Raw genomic sequence first — 22,525 nt, 5'->3', positions numbered from 1 at the left:
AGGGGGAGCATGAATGGTCGAGCAAATCGATATGTCGGCAGGTTCGACAGGCGGAGGACAAGGGTCTTCAGGCTACGACGCGGACGACATTCAAGTACTTGAAGGACTGGTAGCGGTACGGAAACGGCCGGGGATGTACATCGGCAGCACCAGCTCTTCGGGTCTACATCATTTGGTATGGGAAATCGTGGATAACGCTGTCGACGAACATCTCGCCAAATTCTGCTCCAAAATCGATATCACGCTGCATAAGGACGGTTCTATTACGGTTCAGGATAACGGAAGGGGAATTCCGACAGGTATACATAAAACAGGGATTCCTACTCCCCAGGTCGTGTTTACGATTTTGCACGCAGGCGGAAAGTTCGGTGGATCAGGATACAAAAAATCAGGCGGTTTGCACGGTGTAGGTGCGTCAGTTACGAACGCATTGTCCGAATGGCTTGAAGTCGAGATTTTCCGTGATGGCAAGATTCATCGTCAACGATTCGAGTATTGGCAGGACAAAAAAGGCGTTGAGCATGTCGGAGAACCGGTGTCTGGTCTCGATGTATTGGGCAATACCAATCGAACGGGAACCAAAGTTACGTTTAAACCGGATATTCGCGTGTTCCAGAGCGGCATTCAATTTAATTATGATACACTGGCAGAACGTCTTCAGGAGATTGCTTTCCTGAACTCGGGGCTGAGAATTATGCTCAAGGACGAACGTTCAGGCAATCAGGATGAGTACATGTACGAAGGCGGAGCAAGCCAGTTTGTTGCTTTTCTTAACGAAAATAAAGATGTGCTGCATGATGTCATTCACTTCTATGCGGAGAAGGATGACATTGAGGTCGAAGTGGCGATCCAGTATAACGCGGGTTATACGGAAACGCTGGCGTCGTTCGTCAACTCGATTCCCACTAGAGGTGGCGGTACACATGAGACCGGATTCAGAGCAGCTTATACACGTGTGATGAATGATTACGCAAGGCGTACCAGCATGATTAAGGAAAAAGATAAAAACCTTGAAGGTAATGATTTGCGTGAAGGCATGATGGCTGTCATCAGTGTCAAAATGTCGGAGGTCGAATTCGTAGGACAAACGAAGGATCAACTCGGTAGCGCTTCCGCGCGAAGCGCAGTGGATTCTGTCGTGTCCGAGAACATCCAGCGGTTTTTGGAAGAAAATCCGCAGGTTGCGCAAACGTTGATTCGCAAAGCGGTTCAGGCCTCCAGAGCCAGAGAAGCTGCACGCAAAGCACGTGATGAGATGCGGACGGGCAAAAAACGCAGCGAAAGCTCCAACCTCAATGGCAAGTTGACTCCGGCACAATCGAAGGATTTTACCCGGAATGAACTGTTTATCGTCGAAGGGGATTCCGCAGGCGGTTCAGCCAAACAGGGGCGTGACTCCAAGATCCAGGCGATACTCCCGCTTAAGGGGAAACCGCTCAATCCGGAAAAAGCGAAGTTGGCTGATATCCTCAAAAACGAAGAATACCGCGCCATTACATCGGCGATCGGGGCGGGTATTGGAACCGAATTCGCAGTTGAAGACAGCAATTATTCCAAAATCATAATTATGACGGATGCTGATACGGATGGTGCACATATTCAGGTACTATTGCTGACTTTCTTTTACCGCTACATGAAACCGTTAATTGATGCAGGAAAAATATATATTGCTCAGCCGCCGCTTTACAAACTCACGCGCAAATCCGGCAAAATGGCAAGTGTACGTTATGCCTGGACCGATGAAGAGCTGGCGAATTACATGAAAGAATTTGGAACCAATGTGGAGCTCCAACGTTATAAAGGGCTTGGCGAGATGAATCCGGATCAACTGTGGGAGACTACAATGAACCCGGAAACACGTGCATTGCTCAAGGTACAGATCGTTGATGCAGCGAAAGCGGAGCGTCGAGTATCTACGCTTATGGGTGATAAAGTTGATCCACGCAAACGCTGGATTGTAGAGAATGTCGACTTTACAGAGTACGAAGAATAGAAGGTGCTTGGAATGAGCCTATCAGAACAATTTATGCCGGCCTTTCTCGAAGAGGTCGTAGGTGACCGTTTCGGTCGCTACTCTAAATACATTATTCAGGACCGGGCCATTCCCGATGTACGGGATGGTTTGAAGCCTGTGCAGCGGCGTATTCTGTACGCCATGTACGATTCAGGAAATACGCCGGAGAAACCATATCGTAAGTCAGCCAAAACCGTTGGGGATGTCATGGGTAACTACCATCCTCACGGGGACTCCTCCATCTATGAAGGTATGGTGCGGATGGCACAGCCATGGAAAATGGGCCATATGCTCGTGGACGGTCATGGTAACTGGGGATCACAGGATGATGATCCGGCTGCAGCGATGCGTTATACAGAGGCCCGTTTGTCGTCCATCGCTATGGAGATGCTTCGCGACATCGAGAAACGGACTGTTCTGTTTAAGGATAATTTTGATAATACGGCCAAAGAACCGGTTGTATTACCATCGCGTTATCCGAACCTGCTGGTAAACGGCGTAAGTGGGATTTCCTCCGGGTTTGCAACGGAGATCCCTCCACATAATTTGCGTGAAACCATTGATGCTTGTATTGCCGTGATGGAGAAGCCGTCGATTGAACTGGACGAGATTATGATGTTTATCAAAGGTCCGGATTTTCCGACAGGCGGATTAATCATGGGCGGCGACGGAATTCTGGATGCTTATCGCACAGGTAAAGGACGGATCTATCTCCGGTCCAAAACCGATATCGAGAATATGCGCGGTGGCAAACAGCAAATCGTCATTACCGAGATCCCTTATCAGGTCGTAAAATCCCGTCTGGTTACAGCGATGGAGAACATTCGGCTGGAGAAAAAGGTTGAAGGAATCGCCGAAGTTCGGGATGAGAGTGGGCGTGAAGGCCTGCGAATCGTGGTTGAGCTGAAAAAAGAAGCGGATGCACAAGGTATTTTGGCTTATTTGCTGAAGAAAACCGACTTGCAGGTCACTTACAACTTCAACATGGTTGCGATTGTAAACAAAGCCCCTCAGCAATTGGGATTGAAATCAATCCTCGAGGCTTATATTGCCCATCAGCGTGAAGTTGTGACGTTCCGTACCCGCTTTGAGCTGGAGAAGGCGGAAGACCGTGCACATGTCTTGGAAGGTCTGGTAAAAGCTCTTAACATCCTTGATGAGGTCATTGCGGCTATTAAAGCTTCGAAGAACCGTCAGGATGCTCAAAATAACCTGATGTGGATGTTTGGTTTCTCCGAACGTCAAGCGGATTCCATTCTGACTTTGCAATTATACCGATTGACCAATCTGGAGATTACTTCTCTGGAAAAGGAACTTGGCGAACTGATGAAGAAGATCGCGCAATTACGCTCCATTCTGGATAGTGACCGCAAGCTGATCGGAGTCATTCGTAAAGAACTGATGGAGATTCGTGAGAAATACGGAATTGACCGTCGCTCAGCCATTCAGGGCGAAGTAGAAGAACTCAAGGTTAATCTGGAAGTGCTGGTGAACGCAGAAGATGTATTTGTCACATTGTCCAAAGAGGGATACATCAAGCGTACAGGCATGCAATCATTCACACGATCCGGCGGGGAACGTAACGCAAGTGGTGTGAAGGAAGGCGATTATATCGCTCAGGTCCTTGAAGTGAACACGCTTGAGAATTTGCTGGTATTTACGAAGAAAGGCCAGTATTTCCTGTTACCTGTGCATCAGGTACCGGAATTCAAGTGGAAAGATCCGGGGACGGCGATCGTCAACGTTATTCCTCTGGCAAAAGATGATCGAATCTCAAGTGTGCTTGCCGTTAAATCCTTCGAAGAGCCGGATCACAGTCTGGTCTTTGTCACTCGCAAAGGACAGGTTAAACGTACCGAGCTGAAGGAATACGTCACCAAGCGTTCCGGCGCAGTAGCCGCATGCAAAGTCGGCAAGGATGATGAGGTATTATCCGTTCATCTAAGTACTGGTGGCAAGGACATCATGCTGATCACCAAAGAAGCCATGGCCATCCGTTTCCGTGAGGATGAAGTAAATCCGATGGGTCGTGTGTCTGGAGGCGTACGTGGTATTCAGTTAAAAGAAACGGATGAAGTCGTATCTGTTCTGTGGGTGGAAGGCGATGAAGGCGAGGTTGCTATATTGTCTGACTTGGGTTATGGCAAACGCTCGTTACTGCTGGATTATGCTCTGCAGAGCCGTGGCGGCAAGGGACTGGCAACATTTGAATTCAAGGAAGGCAAACGGGTAAAACCGAACGGTAGCCGAATTGCCGGAGCGTTCTATTGTCGGGAACAACGGAATGTAACGGTGATGACCAAGGAAGGTCAAACACATCACATTTCTTCCGAAGCTGTACCTATTACTGAACGGAAACATATTGGTAAATTGCTTGTGCATGTGGATAAACAGGATGAAATTGTGGAGCTTATCATGGATCTCGCAGAGAACCAGACAGCTTCTTCCTCCTAATAAGGATTCAATAAAGACTCTTTGCAGAGCAGGGAAACCTGTCATGTAAGGAGTCTTATTTTGTTGTTCAAACGCGGATTAAAAGAGGACCTCCATGCGAAGTTTAACAACCTTCGTCGATTACGGTCGATCGCTGGGAAATTGAAAAAAGGCAGCAGGAATGCGGCTTTGAAGGGCGAAAACTTAAGCAGGTGAAGTGATAACCGGTTGCAGAGAGGAGCGATTCAAGATGTATAATTCCGATTTTGCCAAGTGCTGGTCGAGGCTGACCAAGGACTACAAGCTGCATATGGATCATGAGCTGGCACCGTCGTTAACAGAGGCGCAGCTGGCCGTACTGGAGGTTCTTGAGGATCACGAGAAGATGAAACCATCCGATCTGATTCCTTTTCTGGCTACAACACCAGCAGCAGTAACGATGTTGTTGGATCGTATGGAAAAAAACGGACTGATTCGCCGGGATCGGGATGATCAGGATCGACGAATTGTATGGGTATCTCTATCTGATAAGGGACGCATGGAGACCGAACGGGGAATCACGATTCGTAATGAATTTATGAATTCGGTGCTCAGCAACATTTCAATGCATAACCAGCAGTTGCTGGTTTATCTATTAGGCAAAATGACAACACCAAAAACAAAAGAGCATGCCTTGTCCACATCTTAAAGACGATGGACGCACGAATAATAGTAACCATGGAACTCTTGCTGAAAAGGCAGGAGGGCTGTGGTTATTTTTTATTGATGTGTACTTTAAAGAGTTTTGCCTGCTTTGGATGGATAAGAATAATCTCTAAAATTTTATATGTAAAGAGTTGACTATGTAAATATTTTTGTTATAATAAGTAATTGTTCCCCTGATATTTCGTGTACGAAATATTATATTCCATAAGTAAAAAGGGTGAATTAATGTCTGACACATACGAAGTATTCTACATTATTAATTCGTTTCGGCAGGTCAATCAACTGCTCTTCCGGGCATTCTGGAATGAAAACAAGGAAATTGAGCTCACTTCGATTCAATTTATGGTGTTATCCATTTTGAAGGAGCGCCCTTCGATCGGTATCAATGAAGTGGCTGATCTCTGTCATATGGGCAGCAGCTCCATGAGCGCTGTGGTGGAGCGTCTGGTCAAGGGTGAGTACATTGTTCGAACGCGATCCGACTCGGACCGTCGATCTGTAAAGCTTCAGATTACGGACAAAGGGGAACAGGCTCAGGAGGAAACACACCGTTTGTGGATGGAGCGAGTGTCACCTATTCTGGATATCCCGAAGGAAGACCTTGAGCACCTGCTAAGAATTCATAATCAAATGATTGAAAAGTTAGAAGGAAGAGAGATGAACAACCAATGAGTACTACTGCAGCAGCAGCGCCATCCTCAGCGATGGACAATATTAGGAAAGGCCCGATTGTGGCCGCATTGTTAATCGGTGCATTCGTCGCCTTCCTGAACCAAACTTTGATGAACGTAGCTCTTCCTAAAATTATGGAGGACCTCGGCATCGGAGCGAACAAAGCACAATGGTTGACTACGGGTTATATGCTCGTCAATGGTGTGTTGATTCCGGTTACGGCGTATCTGATCGCTAAATTCTCCACACGTCAAATTTTTATTACAGCCATGACGCTATTTACATTAGGAACCTTGGTCTGTGGTTTAAGTCCGAACTTTGCTATCCTGATGGTAGGTCGTGTTATTCAAGCGGCAGGTGCAGGTATCCTGATGCCTCTGATGACGGTTGTATTCTTGACGATCTTCCCTATTGAGAAGCGTGGTCAGGCGATGGGCACAATGGGGATCGCGATGATTCTCGCTCCGGCCATTGGACCAACATTGTCAGGTTATGTGGTTGAGCATTATTCCTGGAGACTGTTGTTCTATATCATTTTGCCATTCTCCGTTATTGCAACTGCAATCGGTATTGCGTTTGTCAAAAATGTAACACGTCAATCCAAACCTAAATTGGACTACCCAGGTGTTATTTTATCCACACTCGGTTTTGGTAGCTTGCTGTACGGCTTCAGTGATGCGGGTACAGACGGATGGGGCAGTGCAATTGTAATTGCTTGTCTGGTCGTAGGGGCGTTATCCTTGATTCTGTTCGTGATTAGACAGATGACAACCGATCATCCACTCTTGGAGTTCCGTATTTTCAAATACAACATGTATACATTAACAACGATTATTAACATGCTCGTTACGATGGCGATGTTTGCAGGTATGATTTTGCTTCCGATTTTCCTGCAAAATATTCGTGGATTCTCACCGATTGAATCCGGTTTGCTGATGATGCCGGGCGCCATCTTGATGGGGATTATGTCTCCAATCACAGGTCGCATCTTCGATAAAGTCGGAGCACGCTGGTTGTCCGTTGCCGGTCTTGCAATTACCGCTATCACAACTTGGGGGCTCAGCCGCCTGTCGATCGATACTACTTATGGTTACATGATGTTTATCTACACAGCTCGTATGTTCGGTATGTCGATGTTGATGATGCCAATTCAAACAGCGGGTCTGAATCAGCTGCCACAGCGTCTGAATGCGCATGGTACAGCGATGTCCAACACACTGCGTACGGTTGCGGGTGCGATTGGTACAGCGATTCTCGTTACGATTATGAGTAGCAAGTTGAAATCCCATCTGGCAGATACCTTGGCTACAGGCCAAATCGCTACAGATGATAAGGCTGCAATGCTTCGTGCTACCGCAGATGCAACCATCTACGGGGTAAACTATGCTTTTATTATAGCGACCGCAATGACAGTCGTTGCTCTGGTTCTGGCCTTCTTCATCCGTAAAACAAAACCGGCTACTGAACATGTAACAACTGAGCAACAGAAAGTGAATGCAACAGCATAAATCAACCTAGATTACTGTTATTATTCATTCAATAAAGGTCTTATATATACAAAAGAGAGTTCAGGCAGATCACACTGCTTGAACTCTCTTTTTGTTTTGCCTTGTTTTGACGTTATTCTTCATCGGCTGATGAATCAAAGAGGAAGGTAGGACCAGGATCATGACCAAAGAGTCTAAGGTTGATACTCCCATCCATCTGAAATTCAACACCCTCGCTAATAAGCTCCGTCTCCTGCATCAGGCGTGAATGCTCGTCGGGAATGGCTATCAGACCTTTGGCATTGACGACGCGGTGCCAGGGAAGCCGCTCCTTCCGGCTCATGGAGTGCAGAATGCGCACAACCTGTCGGGCAGCTCTCGGGCTGCCTGCATGAGCGGCAATCTGTCCATAGGTCATGACTTTTCCCTCAGGGATTGCTGCGATGATGGCGACGACCTGCTTCGTAAAAGGTGTCATAGTAGGTCTTCCTTTCCATTGGAGTAAAAAAAACCGCGCCATTCAGATAAGGAATCTGGATGACACGGTTTACGGTCAGATTTGACCTGATCCTGTGAATGATTATTTTAAATATATCAATTAATGTTCGGCTTTAAATGCTTTATCGTACACAGCAGCCGGCCACTCTGCCCATGGAAATTCACGGGGAGGCAGGGACTGCAGCACAATTTCTTCCTTCGTTACCGGGTGGGGAAAAGCAGCGATGGCAGACCATAGAGCAATTTGTTGCCCAGGCTTATTCACACCTGCACCGTACTTCTGATCTCCGAACAGCGGGCAGCCGATTTCTTTCATTTGGACCCGAATCTGATGAGATCTGCCTGTGTGCAACTCAATATGAACCAGACTGTAACGGTCGTTTTCACCGATGACCCGGTAATCCAAAACAGCATCTTTACCACCAGCTGTACCCTTAGGCACAACGGTGACGGTATTGGTACGCGCATCTTTCAGCAGCGTGTGTTTTAACGTCCCGTGCTGTGCAGGCAGCTTGCCATGTACAACAGCCGCATATATTTTGCGGAAATGACGTCCCCGAACCGTCTCGGATAATCTTGAAGCCGCCTTCGATGTTTTGGCAAAAATCATGGCACCACCAACGGGGCGGTCAAGACGATGTACTAATCCGAGATAAACGTTGCCAGGTTTGTTATAGCGTTCTTTCAAATCCTGTTTCAGCAGTGTAAGCAAATCCGGATCACCTGATGCATCTTCCTGGGTAGGTACATTGACCGGTTTCGTAATGCCTAACAAGTGATTGTCCTCAAACAGAATCGGAATATTTCCCGTTGTTTGCGAATGTTCGGACATCATCAGGACTCCCAGCGGCCCAAGATGCCGCATGGCAGATCCAGACCACTACGGGTAATGGGAAGACCAATTTCACCTGCTGTAATTTGACCGCCGTATTGGGCAGACATCGTCATTGTCAGCATGTTGCGCAGAACGGTAGACGAAATACCGGTTGTATAGGAATTGACCAGCATGAATAATGGGTTATCGGACAAAATTTCCATACAGGATTTAAGGAAAGGATAGAGGTTCTCTTCCAGCTTCCATGTTTCTCCGTTAGGGCCACGGCCATAGGAAGGCGGGTCCATAATAATCGCGTCATACCGATTGCCGCGACGTTGTTCGCGCTGTACGAATTTGAATACATCATCTGTAATGAAACGAACAGGACGATCCGCGAGGCCAGATAATTGAACATTTTCTTTGGCCCACTGTACCATGCCTTTAGCTGCATCCACGTGCACAACTGAAGCACCGGCATAAGTAGCAGCAACTGTTGCACCGCCTGTATAGGCAAACAGGTTTAGTACAGAGATGGGACGACCTGCCCCAGCAATTTTATCCATCATCCAGCTCCAGTTGGCGGCTTGTTCAGGGAACAGACCGGTATGCTTGAAGCTGGTTGGTTTAATATGAAATTTCAGGTTCTCATATCCGATGGTCCAGCGTTCCGGGATCGGTTTTTTCATATCCCAGCTGCCGCCGCCCGAAGAACTGCGGTGATAATGGCCGTGAACCTGGCGCCATTCATTGGTTTCTTTTTCAAGGGGCCAAATGATCAGTGGATCGGGTCTACGCAAAATCACATCGCCCCAACGCTCCAGCTTTTCGCCGCCTCCTGTATCGATTACTTCATAGTCCTTCCAGTTCTTTGCTACGTACATAATGATTTATCCATCCTTCAAAAGTCATTTGGATACTATTGTACAACAAAAAAGGGCCTGTACGCCAGTTGTGGTAGGCGCCTGAAAGGGTGCAGTGCCTAATATGGTGTTGAATTTGGTCCATCACCATATACTGAAATGGAAACCGATTGAAAATTTAATTTGACAATGATAATCATTATCACATATGATTTTGATAAATTCAAATGTTACTTCTTCAGGAACAGTATGACATGATCAATAAAAAGTGAGGGAAAAATAGATGGCTAAATTGTTAGTGGCTTATGCAAGTATGACAGGAAATACGGAAGAGATTGCGGAACTGATCGTCGAAGGAATTAAACAAGGTGGGCATGAAGTGGATCTCAAGTCCGTAACGGATTGCAATGCAGCTGATGTGCTTGATTATGACGGGTTTCTCATTGGAGTATACACGTGGGGAGACGGTGAACTGCCGGATGAATTCCTCGATTTTTACGAAGAGCTGGATGAGATTGATCTGAGTGGCAAACGGGCAGCGGTGTTCGGAAGCGGGGATACTTCTTACGAGCAGTACTGCGGAGCCGTAGATCTCGCGGCAGCGAAGCTGGTGGAACGTGGGGCGGAGGTATCTCCAGAGATGCTGAAGATTGAATACAGTCCGATGGAGCAGGAGAAGGACACGTGCCGTGACTTTGGCAAACGTTTTGCTGCTGCCGGATTACAGGTGTCCTAAGAACTCATGTTAAGACATAATGTTCAGGCAGCTCTGCAGCCGGGAATGTCAGACGCCCCGGTACGGCTGCTTGAAGATTACAGATTGGAAGAGATGCTGCGCAGCCCGCATCGGTTCATCCGCCCGGAACCGGAGGCTGAACAGCGCTCTCCGCTGCAATGGAGACACCGTGTACAATATGCAGTCAGCCATGCAGTTAATGCTTTTTACAGTATGGACCCGGAAGTCCGCAAAGAGGTGCCTGTACAGTATTTACTCGAAAAGTGGTGGCCTAGAAAGGCAACCGGATTCGAATCAGTACTTCATTACTGGGATATAAAAAACAAAATTACCGATGAATTATCCCTTGCAATTGCAATGAACGATGATCTGAAGCATCCGACCATTCTGTTTGAACAATGGCGAACGGAGCTTCCTACCTTGTCGATGCATCTGTCCATGATCTTCCAGGCGGCCTGGCAGCCAGAGGGCTGGGATTCGCTTCTCATCCAAAAATATATGGTTGTCCATGATCCAAACGTGGTTGAGGCGTTCCAGCATATGGTGAGCGTGTTCTGCTGGGAAGCATTTGGCAAGCTGCCAGGTATGATCGAAATCTATTGTTTGCTTGAAGGTCGCAAGATTCGATATATCCCGGGACGTCAATCACTTATCCGTTCGATGGATTATATTCGACTGATTCGTGACAGCATTCCGAGCGCAGAGAAGGTGGAATCTGATCAATTTACGGTTCAGGACAAAGCCAGAGTGCATGAAGAGGTCGATCGGTGGAGAAGTGAGACTGAACCGAAAAAAAACTGGTTGATGTGAAGAATGACAAGGGATGTTGTTATATATCGTGCAGATTAAGGAGGGATGAGCCATGTCTACCGGTTTGAGACAAGATGCAGCAAGCGGCAAGAAACGTACAGGAACTTGTGAATTCAGCCCGTTGCCTGTACCACAGTCGGTTATAAGACGGTTGCTTGATGAAGCAGATCCATCTTTATATGTGATAAGTTCAGAGCCTTGGCGGTTTATGTTGTTCGCGAATGAAGGACGTCAACTGTATCTGGAGGCGGTCAGACAGAGTTACCCACCACATTTGGCAGATCGTTACGGAGACTGGGCTACATATCAATATACAGAAGCTATTCCGGCACATCTGGTTGTTGTCGCCCCTTCAAGTGCCAGGGAGGACCATTTATTGCCTGCAAAAGCCTGGAGCAAACGTTTTTGCATCCTGGCAGCGGAACAAGGTTTGAATGCCGTCTGGAAGATCAATGATTATCAACAGCATCCCGTGTTTATGAATTTGATGGGTTTAACGCGTGAGGAAAAGGTATTGGGTGTATTCCACATCGGTTACGGAGACCAGTCTGCACTTCGGGACACCGACGCAGGCAGACCAGCCTCTGAACTGATGACGGTCTACGACCATCTGGTTTAAACGAGGGGATCATCCCTCATTCTTATTTGCCGGTCTTGGCAATAAAATTGCGTACGAGTTGACGATACGATTGATCTGCTGAGCTTGCTGAATACATCCGATTCGACACAGTGATCGTGTTGCCAAAAAAGAACCGTTCGAACTGGGTCTGTCTGCCTCCGAATGATCCTGCTCCAAGCTCCCAGATTAGGCGGAACAATGCTGTGCGTTCCTGAGATACCATGTCGGTTCCTCTCAGGTACGTATCCAGATGCGGCGCGATTTCGGAGCGGAATTCTTCTTCCTGAGGCACCATAATTACGCCGCTGGAACCCAAGAGCTGCAAAATTTCAATCATCTCTGGATACAGTTTGGGAAATAAAAGGTTTGCTGCCATTAACGGTTTGGAGGCAGGTATTATAAATCCCCGTCCATCTTCCATAGCACCGGCTTCTGCTGCCAGAGCCAGTGCTTTTAACGTTTCAAGACCCGCGAGTACCCTGGCTGTTTTCTCTACCACATGCGTTTCAGCAGCTTGGTCGAGCGTGTCAGCGAGTAACTGAATGGTGCCCAGAACAAATTCCGTTTTGGCAATATACCGGCATACGACCTGATGTCCTGCGTGAATGTGAAAATGGCTTCCGCTAAAGAGGCGGCCAGACATTTCCTCATTACCGGCGAAGAATATCCGTTCATGAGGAACAAGCACATGATCAAAAATGACGATGTTGTCCATCTCTTCATATCTGGAACTGAGTGGATAGTTGAAATTAGATTCGGCTGCGTAGGTATCCCGGCAGATCAGGCTAATTCCAGGCAGGTCATTCGGTACAGCAAAGGCAAAGGCGAACGGATTTTCATCTTCGAACGGTGCCGGTGAAGGGGAAGGATACACCAGGATTTCGTCTGACGTGGCGGCCTGAGTGGCCATCATGAATGCACCATTAATGATCAGACCTTCTTCAGTGCGATCAACCACTTTGGCGGCAATGGCATCTTCGGTCGCGTCCAATAGTCCCGAAATTTTACTGGCATGAGGCTGGATAAAGGCATGGGAGAGGGTAATATCATTATCACGGCAGTAGGCATAGTAGTTTCTCAAATTTTCAGCGTATTGTGGCGATACTTCTTCAAGAATATCTGCTCCAGTATAAAAGGCCATAATTGCTGTGTTCATATAATCGGGTGATCGTCCCAAAAAACCATGGTGAGTCCCTGACCAAATATTCATTGCTTCTCGGCGTCTGCGCAAGTCATCTGCGCTGGTTGGAGGCAGAAAGGACATACCTACTGGTTTTCCGTCAGCAGGAGATGCATAAGTCATCGTATCGATTAGATGTGGATCAGACTGAAGATCGTACAACTTCGCTTGTGTTTCCATCAAACCTGCAAACGCAAAATGTTCAGAACGTTTTCCGGTAATAAGCTCTCCTTTGTACCAGCAGGGGACTGTCTGGGCATCGATACGTTCGATATACTGTTTGCCACTTTTTACGGGCATCGTTACTCACCTCTATAATCTATTCGTTCATGGGCAGTTTGACTGCTCTCGTAGTGTACGTTAATAGGCAGTCCAATGTGCATGAAGAGAGGGGAGTTCAGTTTTTGCAGAAAAGAGCTTGATAATAATTATCATTCTTGTTACAATGTAAAAAGAAAAAGGAACCACGAGGGCTCCTTTAGCTTGTACAAATTGAATTTTTATTTTACTTCAAATGTTTTGCAATCCGTTTCAGCGGATTCACTTACTTTTTTGGAACTGTGACTCACGATGTAGATTGAAGATGCGTTACATTTGTTCTCTTGAGCCCAGTGACGACATGAATTAACCTCACATAATACGTCTTTTGCCATGATTGATAACCTCGCTTTGATTGGATTACATTCGTTGGTATAAAAGAACTTCCGGAAATGGCAAGTTGCCGCTTGCAAATCTGGAAAAATTTTGTGCTCTCTCGAGTAAATAGAGGGCTTTTTTGCGTTATACACAACGATGCATATTTAGAATAGCAAATTTTGCTTCCGCTTGCAACAAATTGGACGGGACCTTACGCAAAATGATGGACAAGTCACGGAAACTTTGCAAAGAGGCCGTCTTATGTTATTGTTTAATAGTAATAATTACGATTAAAAGATCGTTAAATATGGAGGAGAATGAATCGATAGCATTTAACTTGGATGATCCCCTGAGACATAGAAGAAGGAGAACGATCAACGATGAGCAAAACCAACCATGTAAACCGGATACCCCGAGCGAAAGGCATCGATATGGCCTCTTTTTATTCACCGAAAGAGTGTGGACGCAAGGCAAAGCATATTGTATTCTCCGCAGACAATGAACGGGTTGTGGAGGAGTTTATTACGATTCTCGGTATGAAAGATCAGTTTGCAGAACATGATGTGCCAATGCCGAACAAAATGGTGATGTTTGGTCCTCCGGGTACAGGCAAAACATTAACTGCTTTTCATCTTGCACACCGACTTCAGCTTCCCCTGGTTCTTGTAAGACTCGATGCCATCATACACAGCCACCTTGGGGAGACGGGAAGCAATGTCCGTAAACTATTCGAATATGCACGGGCTAACCCCTGTGTGCTATTTCTAGATGAATTTGATGCCGTAGGTCGTACGCGTGAAAGTAATGATGAGGTTAAAGAGATGGCTCGTGTCGTCAATACATTGTTGCAATGCCTGGACGAATTCGAAGGAGACAGCATTCTGGTTGCTGCTACGAATCTGGAGACCCAGCTGGATCATGCGATATGGCGGCGATTTGATACCAAAATGACTTATGGGATGCCGGATGAATCGAGCCGTAGATTATATATTAGCAAGTTGATGGGGCAGTTTGAGCAGGAGAGCCGACTGGAAGAATTCACGTGTGAACGCCTCACAGGATGCAGTTATGCCGATGTAGAGCAGATTGTCTTAAAAGCTAAACGGAAAGCCATTATTGCCAACATCCCATTACATGAGCAATTCATTAATGATGCGTATGCAGAATATAAGCCGCGGGTACTGGCCACATAGCTTGTATATGAATATCAGCAAACACTCTCACATAATGAATAGCCCGGTTCCTATGAAGGAATGTCGGGCTATTCGATATTTCAGCAATTTACTTGGGCCGTTTGCTCATGGTTCTTTGGCAGATGAAGAAAGCCCGTTTATGAGATGCAGACATCGTGTCCTGCTAAGCGTTAGCCGTTGCGCGGTAAGATGGTTCTATCTCTGTTTTTTCAGGACCAGACCATCGTGGCAAAGTTAAGGTGAAAAGGCTGCCTTCAGGACTGCTGGAGGTCAGGGACAGCTCCCCTCCCTGGGCTCGAGCAAGCAAGCGGCTATAGGTCAGTCCCAGACCTAGTCCACGGGTACGGCGTTTTTTGATCTCGCCACGGTAGAAACGTTCGAAGATCTTGGGTTGATCGTCTTTGGTGATACCCGTACCGTTATCCTGCACATTAACAAACAGGTTGTCCTCCTCCGCACGCAAACGGATATGAAAGACGGCAGCATGGTCGGAAGCGGCTGCTTGCAGTCCGTTATTGAGCAGGTTGACAATGATTTGCTGAATCCGAAGGGTATCACCGATGGTATAGAGCGTACCCGAAGGTGTATGCAATTCAATTTCGGGAGACTTGTCCTCATAAGCGATTTTCCACTGATAGATAATCTCACCCACCAGCAAATTCAGATCTATGCGTTCCCGACGAATAGCAACACTTCCAGCGCTCATCGCATTGTAATCCAGCAGGTCAGCGACCATTCGTTCCATACGTTCGGATTCTTTGAGTGCGATGTCCAGAAATTCCTTTGCTTCCTCCGGACTAACGATATCATCCCGGACAGCCATCACGAGCCCTTTAATGGACGTTACCGGCGTTTTCAATTCATGGGTTACCCCAGCAAGTGACAGGGCACGCCATTCCTCCAATTGCTGCAAACGAATGGACATCTCGCGAAAAGATTCAACGAGTTCATTCATCTCCCGTTCCCGTGTATTCAGATCCAAATTGACTTCATAGTTTCCGTTTCGAATCTGCTCCGCGGCGTGGGCGACCTGGCGAATAGGCTTGGAGAGCTTGCGGGACAGGAGGTAGATTGTAAACCAACCACACAGGATTAAAGCAACGAAAAGGATGCACACCACCAGCATCGTTTCCGGATTGTATGCAATGGACTTTTTGGATTGCATGACCCACACTTTACCGAGCGTCTGATCGTCATCTGTGACGTTAACCGTAACCCCGGCGAATTTATTGTTTCTTGGTTCGCGCAGGTCGTCAGACAGCCGATAATACACATCCTGCTGCGTCATTTTTGGTTTGGAATAAATCAATTGATTATTGTTGTCGAGCACCATAATACAAAAGTAATTATCTGTATTGAAAAGCTTGGTACGTTTGTCCACCAGTCTGTCAAGATCCGGGGGAATATACAGTTTGTTTTCTGTGCCAGTTACCTTCTCGGCGATTTCCAGACCTAATAGTTGGGCCGTTTTGAGACCTTTCTCAATGGAAGTGGTTCTGATCCAGTAAAGTGCCCCTGCAACAATAATGGTAAAGCCGATGCAGAGGATTAGAAAATAACGAAGCGTCCAGTAAGACAGAATGGATGTTTTACGTTTCGGTGTATTTCGTTTTAGTTGGCGATCCAAAATTGATACCCCATTCCCCGTAAAGTCCGGATTTCTCCCGTTTCCGGTAGCCAGTGAGATAACGCCTGACGCAGCCGTTTGATCGACAGGTCCACAGCCCGATCACTTCCGTCATAGTCCATGCCCCATACCTGTTCGATCAGATGGTCTCGGGTAAATGTGCGGTTGGGGTATTCCGATAGAAACAGGAGCAGGGACAAATCACGTGGTGTCAGTGCAACCTCGGCGCCGTTCAAAAGTACCTGTTTGGCAGCCAGGTCAATGACCAGATTGCCAAAGTAACGTTTGCCCTCACCTTCGGCTGTCCAGTGTGGGTTGCGGCGAAGCACAGCATTGACTCTGGCGACCACTTCCTCGGGCACAAAGGGTTTGCTCATATAATCGTCCGCACCGGCATTCAGCCCATTCAGTCGGTCCTGAATATCATCCAGTGCGGTTAGCATGATGACGGGACAAGCACTTTTTTCGCGGATGATTCGCAGCAGATCCCAACCGTCCATTCCGGGCAGCATCACATCCAGCAAAACCAAGGAAGGAACATCCGCATCAAATTGAGTTAAAGCAGTGGGTCCATCCGCTACATGACGAACATCGAATCCCGCTTTTCGAAGATAGGCAGCCAGCACACGGGCGATAGCTTGTTCATCTTCGACGATGAGTATGGATTTCAAGAAGGTGTCTCCTTTCACTTCAGAAGCTTGTGTACTGATTTTACATGAGCGGAAGCACAATGCCAATGAGGCAATTATTTTCAGAAAAAAATGCGTTGTATGTCATTTCTTGACGTCATCCTGACACATTGGGCTGTTAAGATGCTGATAAATAACCAACTTATACAGTTACCCATTGGAGGAAAATAGAGATGAATAAAAAGACAAAAACATGGATGATCTCAGGGGCAGCAGCAATTGTTATTCTTGGAGGCGGAGGGTATTATTTCGCAAACAGTTACCTGGGCAATAACGTTGAGATTGAACAGGTGCTTCCTGCCAGTACCGCCGCGTCCACAACGGAAGCCGGATCGGACAGTGGTACAAGCGTATCCAACGATGCAGCGCGAGCAGAGCAACTGAATGGAGACTGGAGCATCAGCGAAGGTTCAAAAGTATATTTCTCGGTAACGACATCACAGGAAACCGTCAATTTTGCCGACGAGCAGGTGAGTGGTAACCTGACCCTTAATGTAGACGATGCGTCCCAGATGAAGGCGGATGGACAGATTGAGATGAGTGACATTGATTCAGGCAATAGCCAGCGGGATGGACATGTGAAGGGGGCTGATTTCTTCGATGCAAGTACTTATCCACAAGCTACATTTAAGGCTACCTCATTTGAAGGTGTACCCACGGAATGGCCGGCAGGGCAGACCGTAGATTTTAAAATGAACGGAACCCTAACGGTAAAAGGGATTGAGAAAGAGGTAACGTTTGACGTAAAAGCCGCTTATGAAAATGACCAGGTGTTGTTGTCCGCCACAACGATGGTTACCTTTGAAGATTTTAGTATGGAGAATCCACATTCGGTGGTCCTTTCTACTGAAAATGACATTCAGGTTCAACTGGAGCTGAAGCTCAGCAAGTAAGCATATAGTAAGGCTAAAATCTGTTCCAATCTGCCTAATCAGGCAGAGGGACAGATTTTTTTTGTTAGGAATGGGAATCGATCCACAGTGAGCAAGGAATTACCATTCGATGTGTTAAAATAACTGCTGTTTCCTTGGCATAATACCGTGTCCTCGATTATTGTAAAGCGCTTACAATAATAATGATTTACAACATTCATTGTTCAAGTTGAACCAAATACGATTAGGGGAGAGATCAAGCGTGCACAAAAGATACATAAGTGGCTGTCTCGTATTACTGTTGTTGTTCTGTGATTTGGGGCTGGTAGTTCGGCCCGCAGCGGCAGCGGCGAAAGTAAACGTTGCGCTGAATAAGGCGGTTACGGTCAGCTCGGAGGATCTACAATGGGGGGGCAATAAAGAAAAAGCGGTGGATGGCAAAGGAGATACTAAATGGAGTGCGAATAGTCCTACTTCAGCAGATCAACCGCATTGGCTGACGGTAAACTTGGGAGCTTCATACAACCTTTCCGGTGCGGAACTAACGTGGAAGGATGCAAACGAGGTTGTGAAGTTTTTGGTTGAAGTTTCTGAGGACGGAAATACCTGGACACCTGTGGCAGATCACTCTGCCAACGATAAAGCGGAATCACAGGTCAATCTGGATTTTCAGGCAGATGCGGTTCAATATGTGAAGGTCACGATTCCTTATTATGCGGGTACCGACTGGTGGCCTGGCATTTCTGAATTCCAAATCTGGGGGGAGGAAGAGGTGCGGAACCCGGCAGACATCGAGAAGTATGATACAGTCAACGTAACAACCGTAAGCCGGAGTGCCCCAGTTCTGCCTAATGAAGTCATGGCACATTACCAGAACGAGAAATCGGGCCTTGTCCCGGTTGCATGGGAGGAAATTAATCCTTCAAAATATGCATCAGCAGGCAGCTTTACCGTTACAGGTGATGTATATGGAGCTCCCATTCAACCTGTAGCTACCGTTACGGTAGAAGGATATCGTAGTGATTTTGTCAGAGGGGTGGATATTTCCACGTTAACAGCCATTGAGGATAATGGAGGTTATTATCTGGACAGCAATGGAGCTGAGCGCGATCTGCTCGATATTCTCAAAGACCGTGGAGTGAACTATGTGCGGCTTCGTCTGTGGAATGATCCACAGAAATCCAATGGATATAACGACAAGGAAGATGTGATTCGTCTGGCCCAGCGGGTAAAGGTCAAGGGCATGAAGGTCCTGCTCGACTTCCATTATTCTGATGAATGGGCACATCCGGGCCAACAGCTTCGTCCAAAGGCCTGGGAAAACTTTTCATTCGACGAATTGAAGAACGCTGTCTATGATTACACGCGTGAAGTGGTAAGCGAGATGAAGGATGCGGGCGCGATGCCCGACATGGTTCAGATCGGTAACGAAATTAACAGTGGCGTGTTAAACGGATTGAAGAGTAACGTCAATTTTGATGAAAATGTAGCTTTGCTTCAGCGCGGTGTGGACGGCGTACGCGATGTCCCTGGAGGAGATCAGGTCAAAATTATGATCCATCTGGCTGAAGGGGGCAAAGCGGATACATTTGACTGGTACTTCGGCGAATTGCAGAAAAAGGGGCTGCAGTACGATATTATCGGGCTGTCCTATTATCCATTCTGGCACGGAACATTCGCAGATGTGCGCAAAACGATGAATGAAGTATCTGCGAAATATGGAAAAGAAGTCATTATTGCTGAGACGTCCTATCCATTCTCGTATAAAAACGGGGACGCTCACGGCAATATTATTGGCAACCCGGAAACGCTGAATGTGGGAGGTGCTACCTTCCCGGCAACCGTGCAGGGACAATACGATGCGATTGCAGGCATTATGGACATGATCTCACAAGTTCCGGATCAGAAGGGAGCGGGTTTCTTCTATTGGGAGCCTGCATGGATTGCGGCCAATGTAGGCTGGATTGCTTCCGAGGGAGACGCATGGGAGAATCACGCCATGTTTGATTATGACGAATATCCGGCGAATGGCGGTTACTCGTATGAAGGGCGTGCCCTGCCATCGCTGGATGTGTACAAACGTGGTTTAGACATTCTGCCCGCAGATCGGAAAGATTTGTCGGCAGCCATTACGCGTGCAAAGGCGCTGGTATCCAGTGATTTTACACCTGAAAGCTGGACCACACTCGCTCCGGCCATTGCGGCAGCCGAGCATACGTACAAATTGGCGTATACATCTGGTGTGACACAACAGGATACGGACGCTGCGACTGCCACTCTTCATGAGGTTATGCAGCAGCTTGATGTTATAGCGGCGAATCGGAACGCTCTAGAGGCGATCATTGCCGAAGCCAAAACATATAAGCAAGCAGATTGGTCTGCTGCAACCTGGGCTGTTCTGACTAAGTCTCTTACTCGTGCAGAACAGATCATGGCAGATCTAAGAGCCACTCAGACCGAGGTGAATACAGCAGCAAAACAAGTGGAAGCAGCCATCCATGGGTTGTCCAACGTAGACAAAACTGAGCTGACACAGTTTATCGGTGAAATCCAGCAGCTGACCGAATCTTCGTATACTCAGCGAAGCTGGGCAAACCTGAAAGCGGCATTGTTATCGGCAATCACGGTCAGAGACAAGCAGGATGCCATACAATCGGAAGTGCAGGAGGCTCTGACAATACTTCAGAAAGCCAATAACAACCTTGTTTTGCTGGAGGCATTAACAACAGGTAAAACAGCTACCGCATCAAGCAGTGCCGGTACAGGTGGTGGAAAAGACAACTCGCCTGGGGGAGCGATTGACAGTGACCCCACTACTTCATGGGGAACAGACCAAAGTGTGGATAGTTGGTGGCAAGTGGATCTGGGGGCGACCGCTGTGATCCGTAAGCTGGAAATGTCCATGTGGAGTGGAGGCATTAAATACAAGATCGAAGTATCCAACGATAACAAGAACTTTGTCAAAGTCGTGGATACAACAAGTGATGTGGTTGTATCCACCAGTCCAAGGCATATCCTGCCCGCAGGCACGGAGGCGCGTTATATTAAACTGACCATTACCGCTGGTTCTAAGTGGGTAGGCTTTATGGATTTTGAAGCTTATGGTATGTTCCCGGCGGACAAATCTGCGTTGGAGACTACCGTGAATTCCGCTGCGAAGATGCATCAAAATGATTACACGGCCGCAAGCTGGAATGTGTTTGCACAGGCATTGTCGTTTGCCCGTGTGCTTATGGATGATACAGAAGCCAGTGCACAGGAAATCAGTGCTGCAGATAACGCATTGAAAGAGGCGGTTAGTCAGCTTGTACGGCAAGAGTCGACTACGGGTCAGCCGTCACAGCCCGGTCAACCTGCACAGCCTTCTACGCCTGGATCATCGCAGAATCCCGGCAATCCTTCTGTAACGCCACCTGTTGAATCCGGTAATCCAGGAGAAAGTGGTTCCATTACATTCAAAGGTACAAGCACCGGAGCGGGCTCCTATGTGATTCAACCTGATATGAAGCAGTTGTCTCAAACGATTGACGGAATGGGAGCAGGCAGCAAACAGCTCACCTTGATTGCAGATGTTCCTAAGGATACAAAGGCTGCGACCTTCCGGCTCAATGCAAATCAACTTCAGGAATGGGCACGTACTCAGGCATTACAGTCGCTGGAGCTGATCATGAAGCAGACATCTGTCCGCATCCCATTAAGTCTATTGAAGGATGCTCGTAATGAAGATGGAGTTACAATGGATGTCATTCTGGTCGAAGACTCCACAGCCAATCTGTCTGAAGCGCAAAAGAAAGCCATCGGTAACCGCAACGTGGTCAGCGTGGATCTATTGTTGAACGGGCAGCCGTTACAGTGGACTGACAGATCCATTGAAATAGCGATGTCTAATGTGCAAAATTCAAATGCAGAAGACAATGTGCTGGCTATCCAATCCCTTTTGCCAAATGGTGAAATGAAACCGGTAACCTTTACTCAATATGATGAAATGACCCAAAGTCTTGCTTTCAAGCCGCTTCAATCAGGCCGTTTCGTGATTACTGAAGTACAGGTGCCGTTGAATGATTTGCAATCCTACTCCTGGGCCATTAAAGAGATTCAGAATTTGTATGGAAAAGGAATCATTTCAGGCATGACAGATACCCGATTCAGTCCGCAAGCAGAACTGACACGTGCACAATTTCTGCAAATGATCATGAAGGGGATTGGCGAATCACGGTTGCCGGATACATCCACTTCAGCTCCAATGGATGTGAAGAATGATCAGTGGTATTCAGATTCCGTACGTCTTGGTTTGGAGATGGGAATCGTGCAAGGCCGAGCAGACGGTTCGTTTGCAGCAAATGAACGTATTACCCGTGAGGACATGGCGGTAATGTTAAACCGTGCGGTACAGGTCATGAAGCAGAACGCCAGTACAACCGTTGATACAACAACCAACAGCACCACATTTAACGACAACGCAGATATCGCTGAATATGCAAAACAAGCTGTTGCATCCATGCAGGAGCAAGGTCTACTTAGAGGAATGGCGGATGGCACGTTTGCGCCAAAACAGCATGCCAACCGTGCACAGGGGGCGGTCGCTGTAGCCAGAATGATGGAGCAGATTTATAAATTCTAAGTTTATATATGATATAGGGATCGGGTCTTTCTGGCTCGATCCCTATGTTTATGGAT

At 47.2% G+C, this 22,525-nt stretch carries 18 protein-coding genes; 11 read left to right on the top strand and 7 right to left on the bottom strand.

Going from position 1 to position 22,525, the window contains the following annotated elements:
- Positions 1 to 13 precede the first annotated feature (13 nt).
- The 5 genes from parE (at position 14) to PTQ21_RS25065 (ending at position 7,332) form a co-directional block, all read left to right on the top strand.
- Positions 14 to 1,993, top strand: a complete 1,980-nt coding sequence (gene parE, locus PTQ21_RS25085) for a DNA topoisomerase IV subunit B (RefSeq protein ID WP_072733384.1) — start codon at positions 14 to 16, stop codon at positions 1,991 to 1,993.
- A 12-nt stretch (positions 1,994 to 2,005) separates the two neighbouring features.
- Positions 2,006 to 4,468 (top strand): DNA gyrase subunit A, encoded by a 2,463-nt coding sequence (gyrA, locus tag PTQ21_RS25080; RefSeq protein WP_274567508.1) that lies wholly within the window; start codon positions 2,006 to 2,008, stop codon positions 4,466 to 4,468.
- A 229-nt stretch (positions 4,469 to 4,697) separates the two neighbouring features.
- Positions 4,698 to 5,135, top strand: a complete 438-nt coding sequence (locus tag PTQ21_RS25075; protein WP_063563171.1) for a MarR family winged helix-turn-helix transcriptional regulator — start codon at positions 4,698 to 4,700, stop codon at positions 5,133 to 5,135.
- Between the two features lie 242 nt (positions 5,136 to 5,377).
- The gene (locus PTQ21_RS25070; protein ID WP_063563170.1) at positions 5,378 to 5,824 is read left to right on the top strand and encodes a MarR family winged helix-turn-helix transcriptional regulator; all 447 of its coding nucleotides are present in this window, start codon (positions 5,378 to 5,380) and stop codon (positions 5,822 to 5,824) included.
- Positions 5,821 to 7,332, top strand: a complete 1,512-nt coding sequence (locus PTQ21_RS25065; RefSeq protein ID WP_063563169.1) for a DHA2 family efflux MFS transporter permease subunit — start codon at positions 5,821 to 5,823, stop codon at positions 7,330 to 7,332. The genes PTQ21_RS25070 and PTQ21_RS25065 overlap by 4 nt, the downstream gene beginning before the upstream one ends.
- Positions 7,333 to 7,444: 112 nt before the next feature.
- Here PTQ21_RS25065 and PTQ21_RS25060 read toward each other — a convergent pair whose 3' ends face one another.
- The 3 genes from PTQ21_RS25060 to PTQ21_RS25050 form a co-directional block, all read right to left on the bottom strand.
- Positions 7,445 to 7,789, bottom strand: coding sequence for an MGMT family protein (locus PTQ21_RS25060; protein WP_072733382.1), 345 nt, complete (start codon positions 7,787 to 7,789; stop codon positions 7,445 to 7,447).
- Positions 7,790 to 7,909: 120 nt separating this feature from the next.
- Complete coding sequence (locus PTQ21_RS25055) at positions 7,910 to 8,644, bottom strand: RluA family pseudouridine synthase (RefSeq protein WP_063563167.1); 735 nt, start codon at positions 8,642 to 8,644, stop codon at positions 7,910 to 7,912.
- Complete coding sequence (locus PTQ21_RS25050; RefSeq protein WP_274567506.1) at positions 8,644 to 9,507, bottom strand: class I SAM-dependent methyltransferase; 864 nt, start codon at positions 9,505 to 9,507, stop codon at positions 8,644 to 8,646. Before PTQ21_RS25050 ends, PTQ21_RS25055 begins: the two co-directional genes overlap by 1 nt.
- Before the next feature lie 262 nt (positions 9,508 to 9,769).
- Between PTQ21_RS25050 and PTQ21_RS25045 the strand changes: the two genes are divergently transcribed.
- From PTQ21_RS25045 to PTQ21_RS25035, 3 genes are read left to right on the top strand one after another with little or no spacing between them, the layout of a single operon-like run.
- A complete protein-coding gene (locus PTQ21_RS25045; RefSeq protein WP_063563166.1) occupies positions 9,770 to 10,222 on the top strand; it encodes a flavodoxin in 453 nt (150 codons plus the stop codon).
- 6 nt (positions 10,223 to 10,228) lie between these two features.
- Positions 10,229 to 11,032, top strand: coding sequence for a hypothetical protein (locus PTQ21_RS25040; RefSeq protein ID WP_063563165.1), 804 nt, complete (start codon positions 10,229 to 10,231; stop codon positions 11,030 to 11,032).
- Positions 11,033 to 11,084: 52 nt separating this feature from the next.
- The gene (locus PTQ21_RS25035) at positions 11,085 to 11,651 is read left to right on the top strand and encodes a nitroreductase family protein (RefSeq protein WP_072733380.1); all 567 of its coding nucleotides are present in this window, start codon (positions 11,085 to 11,087) and stop codon (positions 11,649 to 11,651) included.
- 22 nt (positions 11,652 to 11,673) lie between these two features.
- On the opposite strand, the gene PTQ21_RS25030 is transcribed toward PTQ21_RS25035, so the two are convergent.
- Both PTQ21_RS25030 and PTQ21_RS25025 read right to left on the bottom strand, forming a co-directional pair.
- Positions 11,674 to 13,131, bottom strand: a complete 1,458-nt coding sequence (locus PTQ21_RS25030; protein ID WP_274567505.1) for a 4-hydroxyphenylacetate 3-hydroxylase family protein — start codon at positions 13,129 to 13,131, stop codon at positions 11,674 to 11,676.
- A gap of 200 nt (positions 13,132 to 13,331) precedes the next feature.
- Positions 13,332 to 13,484 carry a DUF1540 domain-containing protein gene (locus PTQ21_RS25025; protein WP_072733378.1) on the bottom strand — a complete coding sequence of 51 codons (153 nt, stop codon included), beginning with the start codon at positions 13,482 to 13,484 and terminating at the stop codon, positions 13,332 to 13,334.
- 363 nt (positions 13,485 to 13,847) lie between these two features.
- Between PTQ21_RS25025 and PTQ21_RS25020 the strand changes: the two genes are divergently transcribed.
- Complete coding sequence (locus tag PTQ21_RS25020; protein ID WP_072733377.1) at positions 13,848 to 14,660, top strand: AAA family ATPase; 813 nt, start codon at positions 13,848 to 13,850, stop codon at positions 14,658 to 14,660.
- Between the two features lie 163 nt (positions 14,661 to 14,823).
- Here PTQ21_RS25020 and PTQ21_RS25015 read toward each other — a convergent pair whose 3' ends face one another.
- Together PTQ21_RS25015 and PTQ21_RS25010 are read right to left on the bottom strand one after the other, a co-directional pair.
- Entirely contained in the window at positions 14,824 to 16,287 is a 1,464-nt protein-coding gene (locus tag PTQ21_RS25015) for a HAMP domain-containing sensor histidine kinase (RefSeq protein WP_274567502.1), read from the bottom strand.
- Positions 16,272 to 16,958: a response regulator transcription factor gene (locus PTQ21_RS25010; RefSeq protein WP_063563160.1), complete on the bottom strand. Its 687-nt coding sequence runs from the start codon at positions 16,956 to 16,958 to the stop codon at positions 16,272 to 16,274. Before PTQ21_RS25010 ends, PTQ21_RS25015 begins: the two co-directional genes overlap by 16 nt.
- Positions 16,959 to 17,149: 191 nt before the next feature.
- On the opposite strand from PTQ21_RS25010, the gene PTQ21_RS25005 reads away from it, so the two are divergent.
- Together PTQ21_RS25005 and PTQ21_RS25000 are read left to right on the top strand one after the other, a co-directional pair.
- On the top strand, positions 17,150 to 17,869 hold the full coding sequence (locus tag PTQ21_RS25005) for a YceI family protein (RefSeq protein WP_274567501.1): 720 nt from the start codon (positions 17,150 to 17,152) through the stop codon (positions 17,867 to 17,869).
- A gap of 241 nt (positions 17,870 to 18,110) precedes the next feature.
- The gene (locus PTQ21_RS25000; protein WP_274567500.1) at positions 18,111 to 22,469 is read left to right on the top strand and encodes a glycosyl hydrolase 53 family protein; all 4,359 of its coding nucleotides are present in this window, start codon (positions 18,111 to 18,113) and stop codon (positions 22,467 to 22,469) included.
- The last annotated feature ends 56 nt before the right edge of the window (positions 22,470 to 22,525 follow it).

This window comes from Paenibacillus marchantiae (genome assembly GCF_028771845.1).
In the GTDB taxonomy this organism is placed as follows: domain Bacteria; phylum Bacillota; class Bacilli; order Paenibacillales; family Paenibacillaceae; genus Paenibacillus; species Paenibacillus marchantiae.
The sequence above is the reverse complement of the archived record's forward strand: the minus strand, read 5'-3'. Positions and strand labels throughout refer to the sequence as shown.

What these genes read in the sequence shown, in the direction of transcription:
- PTQ21_RS25065 (WP_063563169.1), top strand. Translation starts at nt 5,821, where the DNA reads ATGAGTACTACTGCAGCAGCAGCGCCATCCTCAGCGATGGACAATATT.
- PTQ21_RS25030 (WP_274567505.1), bottom strand. Translation starts at nt 13,131, where the DNA reads ATGCCCGTAAAAAGTGGCAAACAGTATATCGAACGTATCGATGCCCAG.
- PTQ21_RS25025 (WP_072733378.1), bottom strand. Translation starts at nt 13,484, where the DNA reads ATGGCAAAAGACGTATTATGTGAGGTTAATTCATGTCGTCACTGGGCT.
- PTQ21_RS25045 (WP_063563166.1), top strand. Translation starts at nt 9,770, where the DNA reads ATGGCTAAATTGTTAGTGGCTTATGCAAGTATGACAGGAAATACGGAA.
- PTQ21_RS25035 (WP_072733380.1), top strand. Translation starts at nt 11,085, where the DNA reads ATGTCTACCGGTTTGAGACAAGATGCAGCAAGCGGCAAGAAACGTACA.
- PTQ21_RS25055 (WP_063563167.1), bottom strand. Translation starts at nt 8,644, where the DNA reads ATGATGTCCGAACATTCGCAAACAACGGGAAATATTCCGATTCTGTTT.
- PTQ21_RS25070 (WP_063563170.1), top strand. Translation starts at nt 5,378, where the DNA reads ATGTCTGACACATACGAAGTATTCTACATTATTAATTCGTTTCGGCAG.
- gyrA (WP_274567508.1), top strand. Translation starts at nt 2,006, where the DNA reads ATGAGCCTATCAGAACAATTTATGCCGGCCTTTCTCGAAGAGGTCGTA.
- PTQ21_RS25075 (WP_063563171.1), top strand. Translation starts at nt 4,698, where the DNA reads ATGTATAATTCCGATTTTGCCAAGTGCTGGTCGAGGCTGACCAAGGAC.
- PTQ21_RS25040 (WP_063563165.1), top strand. Translation starts at nt 10,229, where the DNA reads ATGTTAAGACATAATGTTCAGGCAGCTCTGCAGCCGGGAATGTCAGAC.
- parE (WP_072733384.1), top strand. Translation starts at nt 14, where the DNA reads ATGGTCGAGCAAATCGATATGTCGGCAGGTTCGACAGGCGGAGGACAA.
- PTQ21_RS25020 (WP_072733377.1), top strand. Translation starts at nt 13,848, where the DNA reads ATGAGCAAAACCAACCATGTAAACCGGATACCCCGAGCGAAAGGCATC.
- PTQ21_RS25060 (WP_072733382.1), bottom strand. Translation starts at nt 7,789, where the DNA reads ATGACACCTTTTACGAAGCAGGTCGTCGCCATCATCGCAGCAATCCCT.
- PTQ21_RS25005 (WP_274567501.1), top strand. Translation starts at nt 17,150, where the DNA reads ATGAATAAAAAGACAAAAACATGGATGATCTCAGGGGCAGCAGCAATT.
- PTQ21_RS25050 (WP_274567506.1), bottom strand. Translation starts at nt 9,507, where the DNA reads ATGTACGTAGCAAAGAACTGGAAGGACTATGAAGTAATCGATACAGGA.